Origin of the sequence: Enterococcus sp. UD-01 (assembly GCF_044909655.1) — a bacterium.
Taxonomy (GTDB): domain Bacteria; phylum Bacillota; class Bacilli; order Lactobacillales; family Enterococcaceae; genus Enterococcus_L.
In genome coordinates this window covers 1-19,511 of record NZ_JBIYEU010000020.1, presented here as the reverse complement: position 1 = coordinate 19,511, position 19,511 = coordinate 1, and the positions used below count along the sequence as shown (strand labels likewise).

Here is a 19,511-nt window from a genome sequence, read left to right as displayed (position 1 = left end):
GAGTAGATCATATGTCGATTTTAAGAGAAAACTTTTTATGGGGCGGCGCTGTCGCAGCCCATCAGCTGGAGGGCGGCTGGGATCAAGGCGGCAAAGGCGTAAGCGTAGCAGACGTGATGACAGCAGGCGCTCATGGTGTGCCTCGCAGAATCACAGACGGCGTATTGGCTGGGGAAAATTACCCCAATCATGAAGCGATTGATTTTTATCATCATTACAAAGAAGACGTTCAATTATTCGCGGAGCTTGGCTTGAATTGCTTTCGTACCTCAATCGCCTGGACACGTATTTTCCCCAAAGGCGATGAAGCTGAGCCGAATGAAGCGGGTCTACAATTTTACGATGATTTGTTTGATGAATGCTTAAAAAATGGAATTGAACCTGTAATTACCTTGTCTCATTTTGAAATGCCCTATCATTTAGTCACTGAATACGGCGGCTGGCGTAACCGAAAAATGATTGACTTTTTTGTCAAATTCGCTCGGGTATGCTTCGAACGCTACAAAGGAAAAGTCAAATACTGGATGACCTTTAATGAAATCAATAATCAGGCCAATTTTACAGAAGACTTCGCGCCTTTTACCAATTCTGGTATTAAGTATCAAGCAGGTGAAAATCGTGAAGAAATCATGTATCAGGCAGCACATTACGAGCTAGTTGCCAGTGCCCAGGCGGTAAAAATCGGTCACGAGATTAACCCGGCATTTCAAATTGGCTGTATGATCGCCATGTGTCCGATTTATCCCTATTCCTGCGATCCGAAGGACATGATGATGGCTGTCAGTGCGATGCAAAAACGCTACTGGTTTACAGATGTTCATGTGCGCGGTCATTATCCAAGCTACATTGAAAGCTATTTTTCCCGCAAAAACTTTCACTTGGACATAACCGATGAGGATATCGCCGATCTTACGCATGGTTGTGTGGACTATATTGGCTTCAGCTACTATATGTCATTCGCTATTAAAGACCACAGCAAAGGTCCTGCCTTCGATTATGATGAATCAAAGGATTTAGTCCGTAATCCCCATGTTCAAGCATCCGAATGGGGCTGGCAGATCGATCCCTTAGGTTTGCGTTATGCCATGAACTGGTTTAACGAACGCTACGAGCTGCCTTTGTTTATTGTTGAAAACGGCTTTGGGGCGGTAGATGAAATCGAACCGGATGGCACGATTAATGACCAATATCGAATCGATTACCTAAAAGCACATATTGAAATGATGAAAGAAGCCGTTGCATACGACGGCATTCCCTTAATCGGCTATACGCCATGGGGCTTTATTGATCTAGTTTCCGCCGGCACCGGTGAAATGAAAAAACGCTACGGCTTTATTTATGTAGATAAAGATAATGAGGGTCACGGAACGCTGGCACGCTCTAAGAAGAAGTCGTTTGACTGGTATCAGCAGGTGATTAAAAGTAATGGCGAAGTGTTGTAAAACTTTTAGAGAAATAACCAAAAACGAGCAGAAAGTCATTTTTCTGCTCGTTTTTGGTTATTGGGTAAGATCTTGTTCTAAAATCCATTTGTTTAATCCATTTAAATAATAAGCTAATTTTGATTTAGATTGTCTTACAGGTTTAACTTGTATTGCCGAATATCTTTTATTCCTTAAAGAAGGATCAAGAAATTCACCCGTTTGAGCATGTGAAGCTTTGGATAATAATAACACGTTTTTATTTAATAAAGGAGTTGCATAGGATTTTACATCTTGCTCTAATACCCATTTATTTAGTCCCTCAAGATAATAAGCTAATTTTGATTTAGACTGCTTCACTTCTTTCACATCTTTAATGCTGTATTCTTTATTTCTTAAATTTGTAGGAATACTTTCTCCCGTTTGGTAGTGAGATGCAAACGATTGTAAAGTAACAACTGTCCCTATTTTATCTTGATATTTTCCTCTTCTAAAATTATATAATGATCGATACCATTCGTATTTCGACTGTCCTAATGTCATATATTCCGAATTACTTGAAACAATAAAAGTATCTTCCCACCAAGGATTCCAATAAAAATAATAAGGAGGATATGACGTCACATTTCCATTTTTTGGTGCAGTATAACCCATAAGAACAATAGAATGACCATAAGTAGTACTTGATTTTAAATCAGTAATAACAGGAGCATTATTTTCAATCTCTTTTTTTACCATTGAGAATGGAAGTGTGTTATTCTCTAATTTAATTGAATAGTTGTATGCTTTATTTACATAGTTAATAATATCATAGAGATTTTGTTTAGAAATCCAGTTTATATCCATAAGTTGTGATTCAGTTGCTTTAGGATACGACTTATGAATAACATCACTAGCAGATGTTACTTGTTTTCCAGCTTGATGGTTAATAACAGAAGCCATAGTAAAATCCTGGCACCATGGTTGGTCATTTTGGGTTTCATAAACTGTCCAAGGCAATATATTCGTTTCAAATTCTACTAAAGCTCTTGCCTTTCGTAACCGAGGTTGAGCAGTTGGTTCAGTTATATCAATAATTGTTTGCAAATCAGAAGTGATAGTTGGAATATCGGTATTGTTAATTGTTAACAATGGATGTTGTTGCCCTTGATACTCATAAAAAATATTTTGTTTGAGACCAAATAGTGTAATTGCTTCATTACTGTCAACTGGAATTGTTACACTTAATTCTTCAAGTTTCTTTGCCAAAGCCTTTGACAAAATAAAACTATCGGGATTTTGGCTATCAGAGGAATCAATTTGCAGCAAGTAGGCAATTTGTTTGTTTTCGGCACCAATAATTGGATAGTTAAATGTAGTATTTTCAGGATAACTAATTGTGAAAGGATGACCCAAGTAATAGTCAGAGCTGTTTCCACTCTCTATAACCATCATTCTGTTCAGATATTCTTGCCAATATTGTTTAGCTAAAGTAGTTGTTTCAGTTGGAACATCAGTGGACTTTACGTATAAAGGAGCCGCATCTACTTCTGTTGTAACTACGGTTATCATAAAGACAACAGCTATAAAAACACCTAATCCAAAACTTCTTATTCGTTTCATATATTCCACTCCTTCTTACTTACTAAATCCATACAGGGTAGAGACCCATTTAAATGTCACGTTTGCGGAAGGATCTATTATACCTTCGTTCAGTAATAGAAAAATTTCATTTTCCGCTCCATTATATATAGCTCCTTTACCATGATTAATACTTTTATAAGTATAAGAAATCCATTCTGGTTGATTTGGGAACTTTATTTTTTGATAACCAAAAATAATTACAGCTGTCTCTTGCTCAATCCAATAATCACCATTTGCTGTTAAGTAGGCGATGACAGGACGACCCTTAGAAAGTTCTTCTTTCAATTGAGCAATATCTAAAACGCCTTTTATAATTTTTGTTTTGTAATTTTGGTTGAGTAAATATTTATTAGTTTGTTCTAAAGTTGCATTAACAGATTTTAATTGTGTATCACTATAAGTTGGATAAACATATTTTAGTAATTGATTTGTTTGTCTATTAGTTGATTTTTCAACAAAATTTAATACTTCAATAGTAGATTCAGGTATTGATTGCATGGTAAACCTTTTTTTATACGGTTCAGTAAATTCCTGAATTGTTATTGTCTCTATTTCTGGTGGCTCCATGGCAGCATCAACGTTTACTCCACTTAAGATAAACGTTGTAACTAACAATAATAAGACTGATATGAAAACAGTTAATTTTTTCATAAAAGAAACTCCTTTTATCTTTTTATTAATCTATAAAACCCTTTAGTTATTAGATATTACTTATTGTTATTTTTACCAACGAAGTAGCTTATGACTGATGCAAAAATATAAAAGAATAATGATGCATAACCACTTTCCTTATGCGTCACAAGGAATAGAAAGGTAATAAGAATAGTTATTACAATTAAAAATAATATCCCTTGGATTTTTTTATCCATAAGCATTAATTCCCATTTTAGTAATATCAAGAACCTCGGTAAGGGTAATTCTTGCACCTGCTTTGGAATGTCCTGCTTTTTCATGTTCGCGCATTACTTTGTTAGCAACTGCAAATCGTTGGAAAGCATACGCCCCCATAGCAGCTATTATAGCTGCTAATCCTGCCGTTGCTGCTGTAGCAACCCCTAAAGCACCTGCAATAACAGCAGCTATACCTGCTGCACCTCCTGAAGTTCCTTCAGCGAACGAAAGTTGCCCAAAAAGATTAGCTAGTTTATTTATTCCTGCTTGATTGTATGCAAAGTAATTGATTCCTCCATTAATTACTTTAAGTTCCGTAGAAGGTTTAGCATTTCTAAGCATTGGATTACCTGAAGTATATAAAGTTACAGTCATTCCTTCGTATTGTTTTAATAATCGATTAACTTCAGCTTCTTTCTCTTCAAGAGTCATATGTTCCATTTTTTTTAATTGTTTATCCACAACTTTTTTTGTTTCATTTAAACTTTGGTTATAAGTCTCGTTAGCATAAACATAACTACCCGAAGTTGCAAAGGGGATCAATGTTAAAAATATTCCAGCAATAAGACATGCTATTTTTGATTTTTTAGTCATATAATGAACCTCCATATTCTTAATAAAGTAAGCGCTTTACCGATACTAAAGTAACATATATTAAACCAAAAGTAAATTATAATGTGGTAATTATGCTAATTAGCATAATATATAAATCTTTTAGACTTGTTTCATTATTATTTAAGAAGCAGGAAAAAACACATAATTATTGAAAGTGATATTGGCTGCATGATAAACATTTTTTTGAACGGATCGTTATATTCCAGCAATATTACTGTTCCTACATCAAAAAAACAAAATCAGCTTATACAGATTCAGCCTTCAAAACCAATAAAAACTATCTAAAAGAAACACGTCTAAAATAAAAGCATAAAAGATAGGGTTATAACATGATTAATAAATCTTATAGTATCAAAAAACGTTATATTTGTATTTATCTATAGAATCTTTTTATTATTCGATAAATACAGGCTAATACCAGCAAAATTACTGCCACTAAAATTGGGAGATCCCGGCTTATATATATATAAGAGTATGGAGCCAACATTGCAATACAGAAAAAAAACAATGTTAACCAATTATTCATTAGATTCATGTCTTTTTATTCCACCTTTCGTTTTGTTTGAGGTACAGAAAAAGTATTTTTATAAGCTAACTGTTTATTTTGTCTGCACCGTCTAAATCTAGTTATTTAATTAGCATGTACTAAAAAATGTAGTACCCTGTTGTTAGACTCGACCTAAATCCCGTTTTTATCTTGTTCTTTTTCTATAAGTGCTGTTATAGAATCAAAATAGTATAAGAAATAAAAATAGAAAAATTAAAATTAATAACGTGGATACATCCTCAACAAGAGTATATTTTTTTGCTTTCCCCATTGTAAAGAAACCTGCAAATTCGTCAGTTTTTGGAATCAACCAAAGTATATACATCGATGAGCCAAATAAAAGAACTTCTATTGTCATATGTATAACCTTTCCTGTTTCTCCACTAAATTTACTGAATAAACCAGAACCCAATAACAATAATAATGATACTACTTTCAAACGTCGTGCTAAGAATTTATCCATTACTATTCACCCTTTCTAGATAGTTTATAGATCACTTCTACTTATTTATAGTCACTTTGCGCTTTTGTTTCAACATTAGACTCTGACAAAGCAGTAAGCGGAGATAATATACTAGCAGATACTAAAAGTGTAAAGGAAATTAAAACATTCTTTCCCAAACATTCTAGAAAACGCTTACTATCATTTATACTACCGTATTTGTATAAATAAATAAACAAAACAACCGATTTTCTTCTTTGTTCGTATTGATTATTCATGTAAAATTATTTATACTTATTGATATAGGATAACCACGAAAAAGCTTTACAAACTAGGAAAAGTTCATAAAGCTACATCACATATAAATAACCATTGGCAGCTCAAGTATCTGGCGGGAACCTACTACTTGAAGCCTTGTAAAGACAGCAGTAACTGCCCGTGCAAGTCGCCAATAGGCGCTAACATTACGCCTTCTTTCATTACAAAAAAATCAAGTGTTTGACCGCTTTTTTTGTCGTGTTTCATTTTTTAAGAAGCTATGTAGTAAAGTTAGTTCATACTATTGATGAACAGGTATTGGGAGATTTTCCCGATATCTTTTTTGTTTTTATCCTATCATTTCATACTAAGGAGGTAATACTACTTAACGTAACAACAACCTGATAGCAAATAAAAAACGGCACCTCATGATCTTGGCGGGAACCAATAGCATGAGGCCCTGTAAAGTCAGCAGTAACTGCCAATACAAGTTGCCGATAGCCGATACCGAAGTACCAGCCTGTTTCATTGTACCCAATTTCAGCGGAAATTTCTACTATATGTGAGAATTTTTTTTGGATTGTGTCGTAAGGTTTGCTGTGGATTTGTCTATTGAAAACGATGAGGCGCGGGTCTGATCGTTTTTTGTTTGCCTATCTAGTTGGGCTTTAGACCAAATTTAGAATAGGAGAAGGTAGACATGGAAAAACCACAAGAATTAAATACGATCGCATACCAACATCTTTTGGAAATAAACGCTGATTTACTTGAGTTAAAAGAGTGGCATGAGGCGCTGCATTTTATGAATCATTTTCTTGATTCTGGTAGCAAGAAGAATCCTAACGAAATAAGAGCCTGCGCTGAACTGTTTGACGTGGTTTATCAGAACTTCGATACATTATTAGTTGATGCCGGGAAACGTTTGAATGCGCTAATCTAGAAACGATAAAAACAACTTGTGTAGGTTATTTATGACTAACTCAAGTTGTTTTTCATTATTACTAGTGTTTGATTAGTGCTTATTAGAAAAATTGATGAACAATTTCTCTTAGTCGTTCCAATGACTTTTCATTTATCCGTGATATAGCTGATTGATTGATTCTGGCAGTAGGATCGATGCTTCTTAAATGTTGCAATAAAATCGTCCCTTTTATTTTCTTAGTATCAAGCAAATTGATAAATAATGGAGATTCTACATATTTAGTATTTTCTTGATACTTTGGAGAACTACTGATAGGAGCCACAATGATTGTATTTAGCAGATCGTTGTATTGGTTATTGCTAACAACTACACAGGGTCTTTTCTTGTTTGTTTCCACCCCTTTTGTAGGATTGAGGTCGACAAACACAATATCGCCTTGTCGTAATTTTTTCATTCTGAAATAACCTCTTTCCCCACATCTTCGCCCCAATTAAACTCAGTTGCTTCATAATGCCCATATTTTTTTTGTTGTTCAGCAACTAATTGCCAGATATCTTCTTTCTCTTCATTTTTTCTTACAAGGATATCCCCGTTATCCTGAACCTCAAAAGCTAGTTCATCATGGGAATGAATGTTGAGACGTTGACGAATTGGTTTTGGAATAGTCACTTGATTCTTTGTAGTGATTTTAGCTATAATAGCCGCCTGTTTTTTTGTTTGCATTACATAACCTCCTCTTTATCTTTCTTATAACCATTGTAACACTAAATGTAAGGAAATGTAAGGAAAAACTATCTCAATTCCGGATTCAACACTTCATCCTGAATCATGCCGCTGGCTTTCATAAACATATAGGTCACGACCGGTCCGACAAAGGTAAAGCCATGACGCTTCATGTCCTTGGCAACAGTTTTAGACAACGGTGTCACATTAGGTACTTCATACGCTTCTTCATAGACATTCAAACGCGGCACGCCGCCTACGAAATTCCACATGTATTCAGCAAAGCTGCCATATTCTTCTTGGACGGCCAAAATAGCTCGCGCATTCTGGATCGTCGCCTGAACTTTTCTGGGATTGCGAATCATTTCCGGATCTTTCAAAATTGCTTCTACCTCATCCGGCAGCATGGCTGCTACTTGGGCAATTTCCATATTATGAAAATTTCTAAAAAAAACCGGTAGCTTACCAGCAGCGACTTTCCAGCTTAAGCCCACTTGAAAGGTACCTACCGTTAACAAGATAAAAAGCAGGCGATCATCATGCGTCGGCTTGCCCCACTGCTGATGATACCAATCAAAGGTTGACGATTGTTTTTCTTTCATTTTTTCTCCTATCACTCATTTTTTCTTTTATAATAGCACAAAAGAAAGAAGCCTATGAACTCAATATTTTACAACTGAAAAAGAGCTTGAATACATTTGTATCCAAACTCTATGACAGCCTATCATTGCAACAATGTTAACATGGCCTTTGAAATAGTAACAGCTTCCAATCCGTAGACTTCTTTTAAATACGCTATTTTTCCGACTTGACCAAATTGTTCTTTTATACCAATTCTTTTCATTTTTACAGGACGCTGTTCAGCAACGATCTCTGCTACTGCACTCCCCAAGCCTCCAATGATAGTATGATTTTCAGCTGTTACAATCGGACCTAAAGCTGCAGCTTCAACTACAATCTCTTCATTCATCGGCTTAATTCTAAACAGATCAATCACTTGAACGGAAACCCCTTGCTTTTCTAAAAGCTCCGCAGCTTGAAGCGCTTCTTCTAACATAATACCACTGGCAAATATTGTACCATCCGTTCCTTTTTTGATTTTGTAGTATCCTTTTGAGAAATCTTCACTTCCGTCATAAAGCGCCATCGCTTGCTTACGGATTGTACGAATATAAAACAAGCCTTGGGCTGTATGTGCATACGTCAAAATCGCTTTAAATAAATGGGGATCTGACACTTCGTAGATTTGAATTTTTGGAATTGTCCGCATCAAGGCTAAATCTTCAAACGGCATATGCGTGCCGCCATTCATTTCCGCTGTTACACCAGGATCTGTTCCCACAATTACTGCATGATTTTGAGCATAGCCTAAGGAAATAAATACTTGGTCAAAAGAACGCCGTGTGGCAAATGGTGCAAACGTATGAATGAACGGAACAAAACCGGTTACAGCTAAGCCAGCAGCCGCACTCATTTCTTGTGCTTCCATAATACCTACATTAATATAACGATCACCTAAAGCTTCTTTCAATTTACTTGTTCCCATCGAGCCGGCCAGATCTGCCTCCAGCGCAATGACTTTGGGATCTTTTTCAGCTAACTCCTGAATCGTCCTTGTATAAATCTGGCGCATTTCTATGTCTTTCATTACTGCGTCACCCCGATCTTTTCAGCCAGCACTTCAATTGCTTCTTTAATAGCTACTTTGCCGGCTTCATCGGGTCGAACATGATGGTTATCCAGCAAGGCTTCAAAGTAAGGAATTCCTTGGCCTTTTATTGTATCTAAAACAATCGCTGTCGGTTTGTCCACCGTCTGTTTTGCTTGCTCAATCGCAGCTTCTATCGCATCAACATCGCCGCCAGCTACACGCCAGCTCTTAAAACCAAACGCCTGCATTTTTCCAACTAAATCAAAAGGATTACAAATAGCCGATGTGTAGCCATCCAGTTGCTTTTTATTATCATCAATTAATACAATTAGATGATCAAGCTTTTGGTGTGCTGCAAACTGAAACGCTTCCCAGCACTGACCTTCATTTAGCTCCCCATCGCCAACAATAGCAAAAGTATAATTTGCTTTTCCTAATAGCTGATTCCCTTTCGCAATACCGGTTGCTGCGGAAATCCCTTGACCTAAAGAACCAGTAGTCATATCTATACCCGGTGTTTTAACCCGATCTGGATGTGAAGGAAGATTGGTTCCGTTTTGATTAAGGCTATAAAGAAATGCTTCATCAAAATAACCTTTTAAAAACAAAGTAGCATAAAGCGCAGGACCAGCATGTCCTTTTGATAAAACCACATAATCACGATTGGGATCATCTTTTCTTTCCGGCGTAACATTTAAAACTTTACCATATAAAACAGCTAATGTTTCAACAATAGACAAACTACCTCCAAAATGACCAAACCCTAAATTATCCAGCTCTCTCATCGTATAATAACGTATCTGATCAGCAAATTTTTGTGTATTCATTAGGCTGTCTCCTTCGTTACAATTCCTTTTTTCTTACTGAAAACTGTTAAGCCAATCAAAATTGCTAATACTGCAACTACTCCAGCAATAACAGCTGTTTGACCGCCCATATCTGCTAATTTACCAAAGAAGATTCCAGTCACACCATAGTCTGTATCAGAGAAAGTTGATCCTTGAAAACCTAGATCGCCCATTACTGGCATTAATAAAATCGGCATAAAGCTAATAATCACACCATGAATAAAGGAGCCTACAATCGCTCCGCGGACACCGCCTGTTGCGTTTCCAAATACACCTGCAGTGGCACCACAGAAGAAATGCGGAACAACTCCTGGAATAATCACCGTTGTACCAGTGGCTACCATAATAAACAAACTCACGATTCCACCCAAAAAGCTAGTCAAAAAGCCAATTAATACTGCATTGGGTGCATAAGGAAAAACAATCGGGCAATCTAGTGCCGGTATTGAGTTTGGTACTAGTTTTTCTGAAATACCTTTAAAAGCAGGAACAATCTCTGCTAATATCAACCGAACACCAGCTAAAATCACAAAAACACCAGCTGCAAACATTCCCGCTTGTTGTAGCGCATATATAATATAATTTGTTCCATTGCTAAGATTTTCTGCGATAAACTTATTTCCCGCAAACAACGCCACAATTGTATAGACAATCCCCATTGTCAATGTAATACTCACCGTAGAATCACGTAAAAATGAAAGACCCTTAGGAAAATTAATGTCTTCAGTTGATTTTTCTTTATTTCCGACATATTTTCCAATAAATCCACTAAGAGCATAGCCAAAATTTCCTGTATGCCCTAACGCAACTGAATCATTTTTAGTGATCTGTTTTGTAAAAGGTTGGGCAATCGCCGGAAAAATTGTGTTTGCTAAACCCAACGCCAAGCCACCAACTAAAACCAATGATACGGCATTCATTTTTGTTACACTCATAATTACCGCGATCATACAAGCCATGTAAAGAGTGGCATGACCTGTCAGATAAATATACTTAAACTTCGTGATACGGGCAATCAAAATATTGAAAGCCATCCCGACGAGCATAATTAGTGCTGTATAAGTACCGTACTTTGTCAAAGCCAACGCAACGATGGCTTCATTGTTTGGTACAACCCCCTGCATCTTAAATGCATACTGAAACATCTCACCGAATGGCGCTAACGCCCCTTCAATCACGCCAGCTCCTGCAGTTACTACTAAAAATCCGACAAAGGTTTTAATCCCGCCACGGACTATATTAGAAATCGACTGCTTTTGTAAACCTAATCCCAGCACTGCAATCAAAGCAACTAAAATAGCTGGTGTACTTGCAATATCAATCAATAAGTTCAATAATCCATTCATTGCTTTTCCTCACTTTCTTTTCCTTAAAACAGCGAACTTTTTTCTACTACAATAAGTCATTTTCTAGACAAAGCTCCTTTACTTTTTCCCGTAGTTCATCCATATCAATAATACTTTCTAAAACAACGACATTTCCCAAATGCTGCGCACTATCCGCAAGGTCTCCGGCTACAAAGAATACATCTGCTAAATCCGGTGTTGCACTTCCCATATCGTAGTGAGAAACTTCAACTCCCGTTACCCCCAATTCATTCAACACACTGTTGATATTCATTTCAACCATAAAACTAGATCCTAATCCTGAGCCACATACTGCTGCCATTTTCATTATTATTCTCCTTCCTTTAATAGCTCCATAATCATTTTTTGATCAGATGCAGCCAATAATTTTTCCAAATTTTCTTTCGTTGAAAGTATCTTTGTCAAATTAGCTAATGCCTTTAAATGCATTTCATTATCAATTGCTGCCAAACAGATAAAAATCGTGATTTCATGTTTGGGGTCATCTAAAAGATAAACTGGCTGACTGACTTTCAGCAGCGACATCCCCAATTGCTTCACGCCATCTTCTGGTCTTGCATGAGGTAAAGCAATTCCTTTGCCAATATGAATGAAGGCGCCATAGTCTTTGACCTTTTGGATCATTGCTTCTATATAATGCTCGTTTATTTTGTTTTGTTTAAGTAACGGAGCTGCAGCATAAATAATTGCTTCTTCCCAATTCATTTTCTTATCCGACAACTGGATCATATCACAGGTCAATAACTCAGATAACATCGGCTTCTCATCTTCTTTCACTTTCAATTTTTTGATCATTTTTCGATTTAAAATTCGATAAATTTTTTCTTTAGTAACTCCTTTTTTCAATTCAATATAGGGCAATAGCGTATCGAGAATTTCATCAACCGAAGGAACAACAATTCCTGGAATTAATAAATCCTCTTGAACACAACGAATCAAATTATTTTTTTCAAGTTGTGACATGATCGGATTAATCAGATAAACTTTTTTAGTAATACTTAGCGGAACACTAGAAAAAATAATATCGTACTCACTTTCAGAAATACTTTCCAACTGATCCACAGTTGTTGCTAAACTAAAATCGATCGTCGGAAACAATTCTTTCAGTTCTGACTGCATAATTAAGGATGAGCTGATTCCACTAGGACATAAAACAAGTGCTTTATAGCGGATTACTCGATTTAACTCTCGTTGATTTCCGATTTCTCCACCAAACAAAATTGTAAAATAGCCAATTTCTTCATCTGGAATTTTCTGACCAACTAATTTCTCTAAAGGCTGCAAAGCACTTTTAGTCAAAGCAAAAATTTCACCATATTGCTCTTTGATTTCTTCTATTAATACATTTGTTAAAGTAAAACCATAATTGATTCGGAAGAAAGCCGGTACTAGATGATAAAAAAGATCTAATAGTAGCTTGCGGTAAGCCTTAAACTCAACTGCAGCTAGCCGCTCCATATCATGAATAATTTGCCCGGCACATTCCAACAGAAACTCCAAAGCCGTATCTCTGATTTCGCCTTGAATAATCGTCATAAAAAGCAAAGTAAAATAAATTTCTTCATTTTTTCGCTCTTCTATTTGTGAAAAATGAGCTAAAAATCGCTTACTAGCTTGAAAAGCATTCAATTGACTTAAACATGAGGTCGTTTGCTTCTCCAATCGAACGGAATACTTTGGTCCTCGTGTTAAAATGTAAGCAATAAAGTAAACCGTTTCTTCGATTCGGCTAGGCACAATCAATAATTCGCTTTTTTTGAACGTATCAAATAAATACAAACGAACATCCGCTTCAAGTGTTATCGATTGACACAGCAACCCTTTTTTCAACCCCCATTTTCCCGCTAATGTAGAAACTATATGTGTAATCATTTCATGTGCTTTTAACCGTAAACATCGTTCTTCGCCTGACAAATAAAAGCCCTGTTTGCGAGAATACTTTAATTCCAGTTGATCCGCTGCTAAGTTTTCCCGTAATTTTTTGATATCAGATAAAATCGTATTTTTACTTACCTGAAAAAAATCCTGATAATGATAAACAGACCAATCTTCTTTTTCAATAAACGTTAACAGGTAAATCAGTGCTTGCCTCTCTTGTTCCGTATAATAAATATCCAATTCACAAGTTTCAAGCTGCAGCTCTAACCATAATTCTGCTATTGTTTTTGAAAAATAAACGTGACCATTTACAAAAGAGAACTGTTCATAATTATTTTGAGCCAAAAACTGATTCATTTTTCCAAGTTGATCAATCACAGCTTCTGTTGTCAATCCTGTTATTTCATTGATTTCTTGAATGGAGTAATCCACTCCGGCCGGCATATTCATAAGATAACTCATTCGATAATCAATCATATTCGCTCCTCCTGCTTTAACTATATAATGTAAACGCTACAATTCATAGCGTTGTTGGGTCTAATTTAGTTTCAAATTAAAAAAAGCATTGGACTTAACTTAAAAAGCAAAAAAATAGCTGTAAAAGTCAATAATTCATTAACTTTTACAGCTATTTTGTTAATTTTACTGGTGATTTAGTTTATTGAAAAGTCTTCAAATTAAAGTAGCAACCTTTATTACAATTCAGCAATACGTAGTGTACAAATATTTTATGCCGGTTAGAGTTAAGGCTGACAACTTAACGAGCGGGGCTCTCGCCTTTTTTATAGGTGATGACCTTTGATTCTTTATTTTCAGCGATTTCTTTCGCTCTTTTTACTGCTTCCTCTTTTGTATCAAATGAATCAGAAGGTTTTTCAGCATTTTTGGTTTCAACGTACCAGCGTTCATTTTTATGATAAACCAATACGTCATTATCTAGTAAATCCTGATTGATTTTCTTGTCGCCATGGCGATCTGATTTTTTAGGCGCAGGCGCTTTTTTGAACGCTGCTTTTTCTGAATCCGTTGCTTCATCCAGCCATTTCTTGGATTGAGAAATCGCAATTGGAATTGCCCGATCATCAGGATAGCCTTCACTAATCAGCGCATTGGCTATATCAATCGCTTTTTTCTTCAATAATGGATCAAAGTTTTTAAAAGAACTTGGATAATCATTTAAATCCCAAGGCATGCCTTGTCAGCTCCTTTCATCAGTGACTAAGCAAAGAAGCTTCCGCCAGTAATTGCGTAAATTTGTCCAGTTACATAGCTTGCTTCATTGGAAGCCAAGAACACATAGACCGCAGCTAATTCAGCCGGTTGGCCTGCTCTAGCCATTAATTCTTTTTGACCAAATTCCGGAATCTTTTCAGGTGGTTGACCGCCGCAAATTTGCAACGCTGTCCAAATTGGTCCCGGTGCAACTGCATTTACACGGATACCGGATGATGCTAATTGAGCAGCCAAGCCTTTAGTAAAGGACGTAATCGCTCCTTTAGTTGCTGCATAATCTAATAAATTAGCACTTGGTTCTGCATCTTGAATAGAGGTTGTCGTTACGATGCTGCCGCCTTTTGGCAGGTAATCCAACGCTTCCTGTACAGCCCAGTACATAGAAATAATATTTGTTGTATAGGTATCCATAATTTGCTGTGTAGTCAAATCTTTAATGTTAGCCACAGATTGCTGCATTCCGGCGTTCAACACCAAAATATCTAAACCGCCTAATTCTTTGGCAGCATCATGGATCAATTGACGTGTAAACTGTTCATCCTTTAAATCACCCGGCAATAAGACTGCTTTGCGTCCAGCCGCTTCAATTACCGCTTTCACTTCCTGTGCATCTTCTTCTTCAAACGGCAAGTAGTTGATCGCAACATCTGCGCCTTCTCTGGCATAAGCAATCGCTGCAGCGCGACCTATACCAGAATCGCCGCCGGTAATCAACGCTTTACGCCCTTTTAATTTGTCAGAGCCTACATAAGAATCTTCTCCACAATCTGGCACAGGGGTCATTTTTGTTTGTAATGCAGGTGCCTCTTGAGATTGTTTTTCAAATTTCCCATCATAGAATCTTGTTAACGGATTTTCAATATTTTCTGTCATCTGGATTCCTCCTATAAATTTGTTTTCCTACTAAAGTGACATTCTGCCTATACCTTTAGCCTAATACAAAAATTTATGTAGCACAAATCATACGATTCTCCAAGTGACTCACTTGGGTTTCTAAGTAAATACGAGTATAATTAAAAGATATATAAGCAATATAAAAAATAGGTCTTAAGTTGGATGACAAAACATTTCATTTAGATTACAATTTCGTTACATCAAATGAACCATTTCTTTTGTTGTTCTTTTAGAAAGCGGATTGCTTTAACGTTTTCACTAGGAGTTCCACAGCCTAACAAGGCTTATATGGTTTTATTTTAAGGAGGAATAGTTATGAAAAGTAGTAAATCAAAAGTCGGCTTAATTGCTTTGATTGTCATCGTTTTGTTAGTAGTCTTTGGTATCAGTCAATACAACGGCTTAGCTAAAAAAGAACAATCAGTCGAATCTCAATGGAGTCAGGTCGAAAACGTCATGCAGCGTCGGGCAGATTTGGTGCCTAATTTAGTAAACAGCGTAAAAGGCAGCATGCAGCAAGAGCAAAAAGTCTTTGGCGATATCGCAAAAGCACGTGAAGCATATGGCTCAGCGAATAATGATTCAGAAAAAATCAAAGCCAGCCAAGAATTAGATCAATCTGTAGGGACCTTGATTAATGTCATCAATGAAAATTATCCAGAATTAAAATCAAACGATAATGTTCAAACATTAATGACACAGCTGGAAGGCACGGAAAACCGTATCTCCGTTGAACGTAAACGTTACAATGACGTTGTAAAAGACTACAATGAACAAGTGGTCTCTTTCCCGAAAAATATTTTTGCTAATATGATGGGCTTAGGTAAGAAGGATTACTTTAAAGCCGATCCAACAGCAAGCACTGTGCCATCTGTCAATTTTGACAACTCAACGACTTCAACTAGTGGGAAGTGATCTAGATGAAGATAATTAGACGAGGAGTTTTAGCTGGTAGTTTCCTCCTCCTTGTCTTTCTTTTCACCGGTTTTCAGGTTCCTGCATTTGCGGAAAGTTTACCCGCAGCACCTTCTCATTTTTATTTAGACCAACCTGGTATTCTTGACGAAACAACCAAAAATTTGGTCGATAAAAAGGGCGAAATCTATAAGGAAAAAGCAGAAGCGCCGCAAGTCGTGTTGGCCGTCATTGACTCAACCGATGGCGACAGTATAGACAGCTATGCGCCTGATCTTTTTCAAAAATGGAAAATTGGTAATCAAAAAGAAGACAACGGAGTTTTGATTCTTTACGCAGTTAATGATGGAGAAAGAAATGTGCGTATTGAAGTTGGTTATGGTTTAGAAGAGGTTATTACTGACAGTATCGCCGGTAATATTCTGCAGCAAGCTAAGGATGATCTAAAATCCAGTGACTCTGCTGCGATTAATAAAGGTCTTCAGTATACTTTTAATGCAGTCACTACCTTGATTGATAAGCACTATGACTATCCTGCCGACAAGAATGCATTGTCCGACGAGGAAATTGACGAATTTTCTTCCGATGAAGGTTCTGTTATTTCAGAGCTTTTGCCAATCGGCTTTATTTTCCTTATTATCCTGTTCTTTACAATAGGTACAGGTGGTCGTGGCGGTCGCGGGGGACGCGGCGGCGGTCCTTGGTATTGGGGCGGCGGCGGTTTCGGTGGCGGTTCTTCTGGAGGCGGCTTCGGCGGCGGTGGTTTTAGCGGCGGTGGCGGCGGCTTCTCTGGAGGCGGCGGTTCATCCGGCGGCGGCGGTGCCAGCATTTAATGAGATAATTTTTTAGAATAAGCGCTTGATAGACAGCTTCCTTGCTTTTATCAAGCGTTTTTTCATGCTCAAAAATAAAAACTAACTTTACAAAACAAAAGTATAGACATTTAACATTAAAGATGGTATATTACTTTTGTAATCGATTACAATTATATTATAAAGGATAGTGATTAACATGAACGGTTTTATGGATTCTCTTGCCGAAAAAATAATGCCTTTAGCCAATAAGCTAGGGCAAAATCGTTATTTATCCGTACTTAGAGATGCTTTTATGCTTGCTTTTCCGCTTACCATGTTTGGGTCTATTATTGTCGTAATCAATAATTTACCGTTTTTCAATGATGCTACCAAAGGAACCTTATCGTCATTATTCGGCAATGGACAGAATGCAACAATGAGCATCATGTCTGTGTTTGTCACATTTGGGATTGGCTATTATTTATCAAAATCTTATGATGTAGAAGGTATTTTCGGCGGTGCGGTTTCTTTTGCCAGCTTCTTGTTATTGACTCCTTTTGTTATGACAACTGCTGAAGGCGTTGAAGTTTCCGGTGTCTTATCTTTAGATCGTCTGGGTGCTAAAGGGATGTTTATCGGTATGATCGCTGCTTTTTTAGCTGCAGAAATTTACTGCCGCATCACTAAAAAGGGCTGGCAAATTAAAATGCCTGACGGTGTACCACCAGCTGTTTCAAAATCATTTGCTGCCTTAATCCCGGCTATTTTGACGTTATCTGTTTTCTTATTTTTAAATGCAGCTGTAACCGGTTTATTTAAAACAAATCTACATGATGTGATCTATGAAATTATTCAAAAACCATTAGTGGGACTTGGCAGCAGCTTGCCGGCAACACTCATTGCTTTATTCTTTGTACAATTTTTATGGTTCTTCGGTTTACACGGTCAAATCATCGTTAACTCTGTAATGGACCCTATCTGGAATACCTTGATGCTTGATAATCTGGAAGCGTATAAAGCAGGAAAAGAGCTGCCTCATATTATCACAAAACCATTTATGGAAACCTTTACAGTTGGACTTGGCGGTTCCGGAATGACTTTAGCCGTCGTGTTGATTATGGCTTTTGTCATGAAGAAAAAACAATACCGCGATATCGGTCGTTTGAGTCTGGCACCTGGAATTTTCAACGTTAATGAACCAGCGATCTTTGGTTTGCCGATTGTATTGAATGCGACGATTTTGATTCCTTGGGTTATTGCGCCTTTGATTGTTACTGTCTTAAATTATTTAGTGATGGCTGCTGGTCTTGTTCCGGCGCCAACCGGCGTATCGGTTCCTTGGACCGTTCCTATCTTCTTTAGCGGGATGCTTGCCACCAATTCTATTTTAGGCGGTCTGCTACAATTAGTTGATATGGTGATCGTCGGTGTCATCTGGTATCCATTCCTACGTATTTTAGATAAGGAAAAATTTTAAGTAACGCTAACGAATACAAACAAAACTCGGGACAAAAGTGCAGAAACGCCTTCTTCCCGAGTTTTTTCTTATTGAAATCCGGTTTAAAACAATTACTCTGCCCTTTCAGAAGATAAGATTTCTTATTATATTCTTTTTATACAATTGTCTATACATTAACAATCGGTTACAATACAAGAGAGGAGGTTGTGGTGATGAAACCAAAATATGAAGAAATTGCAGATACTTTACGTGAAAGAATCAAAAGTAATCAGTATCAGGCAGATACACTTTTACCCAATCAAACAGATTTGGTTAAAGAATTCAACGTGAGTCGAATGACGATCAAAAAAGCAATTGGTATTTTAGTGATGGAAGGCTTGCTCTACTCTCAGCGTGGTTCTGGAACAAAGGTATTAAATCGCTCATTTTGGGACAAAGACACTTCTCCGGCAAATGAATACGGCGGGCTTAGCAAGCAAATGCACGAACGCCAGAAGGATCTAAAAAGTCAGGTGATTTTGTTTGAAGTGGAATTCCCCACAAAGGAAGTGCAGGAACGCTTAGCCATTTCCGCAGAACAGCCAGTCTATAAGATTATTCGCTTACGTATTCTTGAGGATGAGCCGTTTATTTTAGAGCATACTTATATGCCTTGTGATCTAGTGCCGGGCTTAACGACAGATATCTTAAAAAGCTCTATTTATACGTATGTGAAAGAAGAATTATTACTGAATTTTGCGGGTGCTTATCGCAATATCCAAGCCAGCAAATCAGATGAATACGACCAAAAATATCTGCATTGTAAAAAAGACGATCCAGTTCTTGAAGTCCAGCAGGTAGTCTATCTAAAAGACGGTCGGCCGATTGAGTTTTCCTGCAGTCGAAACCGTTATGATCAGCGCGGATATTCTATTTTAAATGTCGATTATAACTAAAAAAACATACTAAGATTAGAGGAGAAACTTATCGACGGATGAGTTTCTCCTCTATTTTCCTTTTTTAGGTTTATAGTAGAGAGTGAAAGGAAGAT

At 37.0% G+C, this 19,511-nt stretch carries 20 protein-coding genes; 6 read left to right on the top strand and 14 right to left on the bottom strand.

Annotated features, from left to right (window positions below):
- Nucleotides 1-11 precede the first annotated feature (11 nt).
- Complete coding sequence (locus ABH902_RS13865) at nucleotides 12-1,442, top strand: 6-phospho-beta-glucosidase (protein ID WP_404591676.1); 1,431 nt, start codon at nucleotides 12-14, stop codon at nucleotides 1,440-1,442.
- A gap of 57 nt (nucleotides 1,443-1,499) precedes the next feature.
- On the opposite strand, the gene ABH902_RS13860 is transcribed toward ABH902_RS13865, so the two are convergent.
- From ABH902_RS13860 to ABH902_RS13845, 4 genes are all read right to left on the bottom strand, one after another.
- Nucleotides 1,500-3,023 carry a C47 family peptidase gene (locus tag ABH902_RS13860; protein WP_404591674.1) on the bottom strand — a complete coding sequence of 508 codons (1,524 nt, stop codon included), beginning with the start codon at nucleotides 3,021-3,023 and terminating at the stop codon, nucleotides 1,500-1,502.
- Between the two features lie 15 nt (nucleotides 3,024-3,038).
- Nucleotides 3,039-3,695 carry a hypothetical protein gene (locus ABH902_RS13855; RefSeq protein WP_404591672.1) on the bottom strand — a complete coding sequence of 219 codons (657 nt, stop codon included), beginning with the start codon at nucleotides 3,693-3,695 and terminating at the stop codon, nucleotides 3,039-3,041.
- A 210-nt stretch (nucleotides 3,696-3,905) separates the two neighbouring features.
- Nucleotides 3,906-4,529: a hypothetical protein gene (locus tag ABH902_RS13850; protein ID WP_404591670.1), complete on the bottom strand. Its 624-nt coding sequence runs from the start codon at nucleotides 4,527-4,529 to the stop codon at nucleotides 3,906-3,908.
- A 749-nt stretch (nucleotides 4,530-5,278) separates the two neighbouring features.
- Nucleotides 5,279-5,560: a hypothetical protein gene (locus tag ABH902_RS13845; protein WP_404591669.1), complete on the bottom strand. Its 282-nt coding sequence runs from the start codon at nucleotides 5,558-5,560 to the stop codon at nucleotides 5,279-5,281.
- A gap of 937 nt (nucleotides 5,561-6,497) precedes the next feature.
- On the opposite strand from ABH902_RS13845, the gene ABH902_RS13840 reads away from it, so the two are divergent.
- A complete protein-coding gene (locus ABH902_RS13840; RefSeq protein WP_404591667.1) occupies nucleotides 6,498-6,737 on the top strand; it encodes a hypothetical protein in 240 nt (79 codons plus the stop codon).
- A gap of 82 nt (nucleotides 6,738-6,819) precedes the next feature.
- Here the strand turns inward: ABH902_RS13840 and ABH902_RS13835 are convergent, their stop codons facing one another.
- The 10 genes from ABH902_RS13835 to ABH902_RS13790 form a co-directional block, all read right to left on the bottom strand.
- On the bottom strand, nucleotides 6,820-7,173 hold the full coding sequence (locus tag ABH902_RS13835) for a type II toxin-antitoxin system PemK/MazF family toxin (RefSeq protein ID WP_404591665.1): 354 nt from the start codon (nucleotides 7,171-7,173) through the stop codon (nucleotides 6,820-6,822).
- Nucleotides 7,170-7,442 carry an AbrB/MazE/SpoVT family DNA-binding domain-containing protein gene (locus ABH902_RS13830; protein ID WP_404591663.1) on the bottom strand — a complete coding sequence of 91 codons (273 nt, stop codon included), beginning with the start codon at nucleotides 7,440-7,442 and terminating at the stop codon, nucleotides 7,170-7,172. The genes ABH902_RS13835 and ABH902_RS13830 overlap by 4 nt, the downstream gene beginning before the upstream one ends.
- A 68-nt stretch (nucleotides 7,443-7,510) precedes the next feature.
- Nucleotides 7,511-8,044, bottom strand: a complete 534-nt coding sequence (locus tag ABH902_RS13825) for a DNA-3-methyladenine glycosylase I (RefSeq protein WP_404591661.1) — start codon at nucleotides 8,042-8,044, stop codon at nucleotides 7,511-7,513.
- 122 nt (nucleotides 8,045-8,166) lie between these two features.
- Complete coding sequence (locus ABH902_RS13820) at nucleotides 8,167-9,090, bottom strand: transketolase family protein (RefSeq protein ID WP_404591659.1); 924 nt, start codon at nucleotides 9,088-9,090, stop codon at nucleotides 8,167-8,169.
- Nucleotides 9,090-9,920, bottom strand: a complete 831-nt coding sequence (locus tag ABH902_RS13815; protein ID WP_404591657.1) for a transketolase — start codon at nucleotides 9,918-9,920, stop codon at nucleotides 9,090-9,092. Before ABH902_RS13815 ends, ABH902_RS13820 begins: the two co-directional genes overlap by 1 nt.
- Entirely contained in the window at nucleotides 9,920-11,287 is a 1,368-nt protein-coding gene (locus tag ABH902_RS13810; protein ID WP_404591656.1) for a PTS ascorbate transporter subunit IIC, read from the bottom strand. Before ABH902_RS13810 ends, ABH902_RS13815 begins: the two co-directional genes overlap by 1 nt.
- Nucleotides 11,288-11,333: 46 nt before the next feature.
- Nucleotides 11,334-11,615: a PTS sugar transporter subunit IIB gene (locus ABH902_RS13805; protein ID WP_404591654.1), complete on the bottom strand. Its 282-nt coding sequence runs from the start codon at nucleotides 11,613-11,615 to the stop codon at nucleotides 11,334-11,336.
- A 2-nt stretch (nucleotides 11,616-11,617) separates the two neighbouring features.
- The gene (locus ABH902_RS13800) at nucleotides 11,618-13,663 is read right to left on the bottom strand and encodes a BglG family transcription antiterminator (protein WP_404591652.1); all 2,046 of its coding nucleotides are present in this window, start codon (nucleotides 13,661-13,663) and stop codon (nucleotides 11,618-11,620) included.
- 280 nt (nucleotides 13,664-13,943) lie between these two features.
- The gene (locus ABH902_RS13795) at nucleotides 13,944-14,378 is read right to left on the bottom strand and encodes a DUF2188 domain-containing protein (protein ID WP_404591650.1); all 435 of its coding nucleotides are present in this window, start codon (nucleotides 14,376-14,378) and stop codon (nucleotides 13,944-13,946) included.
- Nucleotides 14,379-14,404: 26 nt separating this feature from the next.
- Nucleotides 14,405-15,292, bottom strand: a complete 888-nt coding sequence (locus ABH902_RS13790; protein ID WP_404591648.1) for an SDR family oxidoreductase — start codon at nucleotides 15,290-15,292, stop codon at nucleotides 14,405-14,407.
- Between the two features lie 336 nt (nucleotides 15,293-15,628).
- Between ABH902_RS13790 and ABH902_RS13785 the strand changes: the two genes are divergently transcribed.
- The 4 genes from ABH902_RS13785 to ABH902_RS13770 all read left to right on the top strand — a co-directional run bounded on the left by ABH902_RS13785 (nucleotide 15,629) and on the right by ABH902_RS13770 (nucleotide 19,416).
- Nucleotides 15,629-16,228 (top strand): LemA family protein, encoded by a 600-nt coding sequence (locus tag ABH902_RS13785; RefSeq protein ID WP_404591646.1) that lies wholly within the window; start codon nucleotides 15,629-15,631, stop codon nucleotides 16,226-16,228.
- A gap of 5 nt (nucleotides 16,229-16,233) precedes the next feature.
- Nucleotides 16,234-17,061, top strand: coding sequence for a TPM domain-containing protein (locus ABH902_RS13780; protein WP_404591644.1), 828 nt, complete (start codon nucleotides 16,234-16,236; stop codon nucleotides 17,059-17,061).
- Between the two features lie 178 nt (nucleotides 17,062-17,239).
- Nucleotides 17,240-18,499 carry a PTS cellobiose transporter subunit IIC gene (gene celB, locus ABH902_RS13775; RefSeq protein ID WP_404591642.1) on the top strand — a complete coding sequence of 420 codons (1,260 nt, stop codon included), beginning with the start codon at nucleotides 17,240-17,242 and terminating at the stop codon, nucleotides 18,497-18,499.
- 194 nt (nucleotides 18,500-18,693) lie between these two features.
- Nucleotides 18,694-19,416, top strand: a complete 723-nt coding sequence (locus ABH902_RS13770) for a GntR family transcriptional regulator (RefSeq protein ID WP_404591640.1) — start codon at nucleotides 18,694-18,696, stop codon at nucleotides 19,414-19,416.
- Nucleotides 19,417-19,511: the final 95 nt, after the last annotated feature.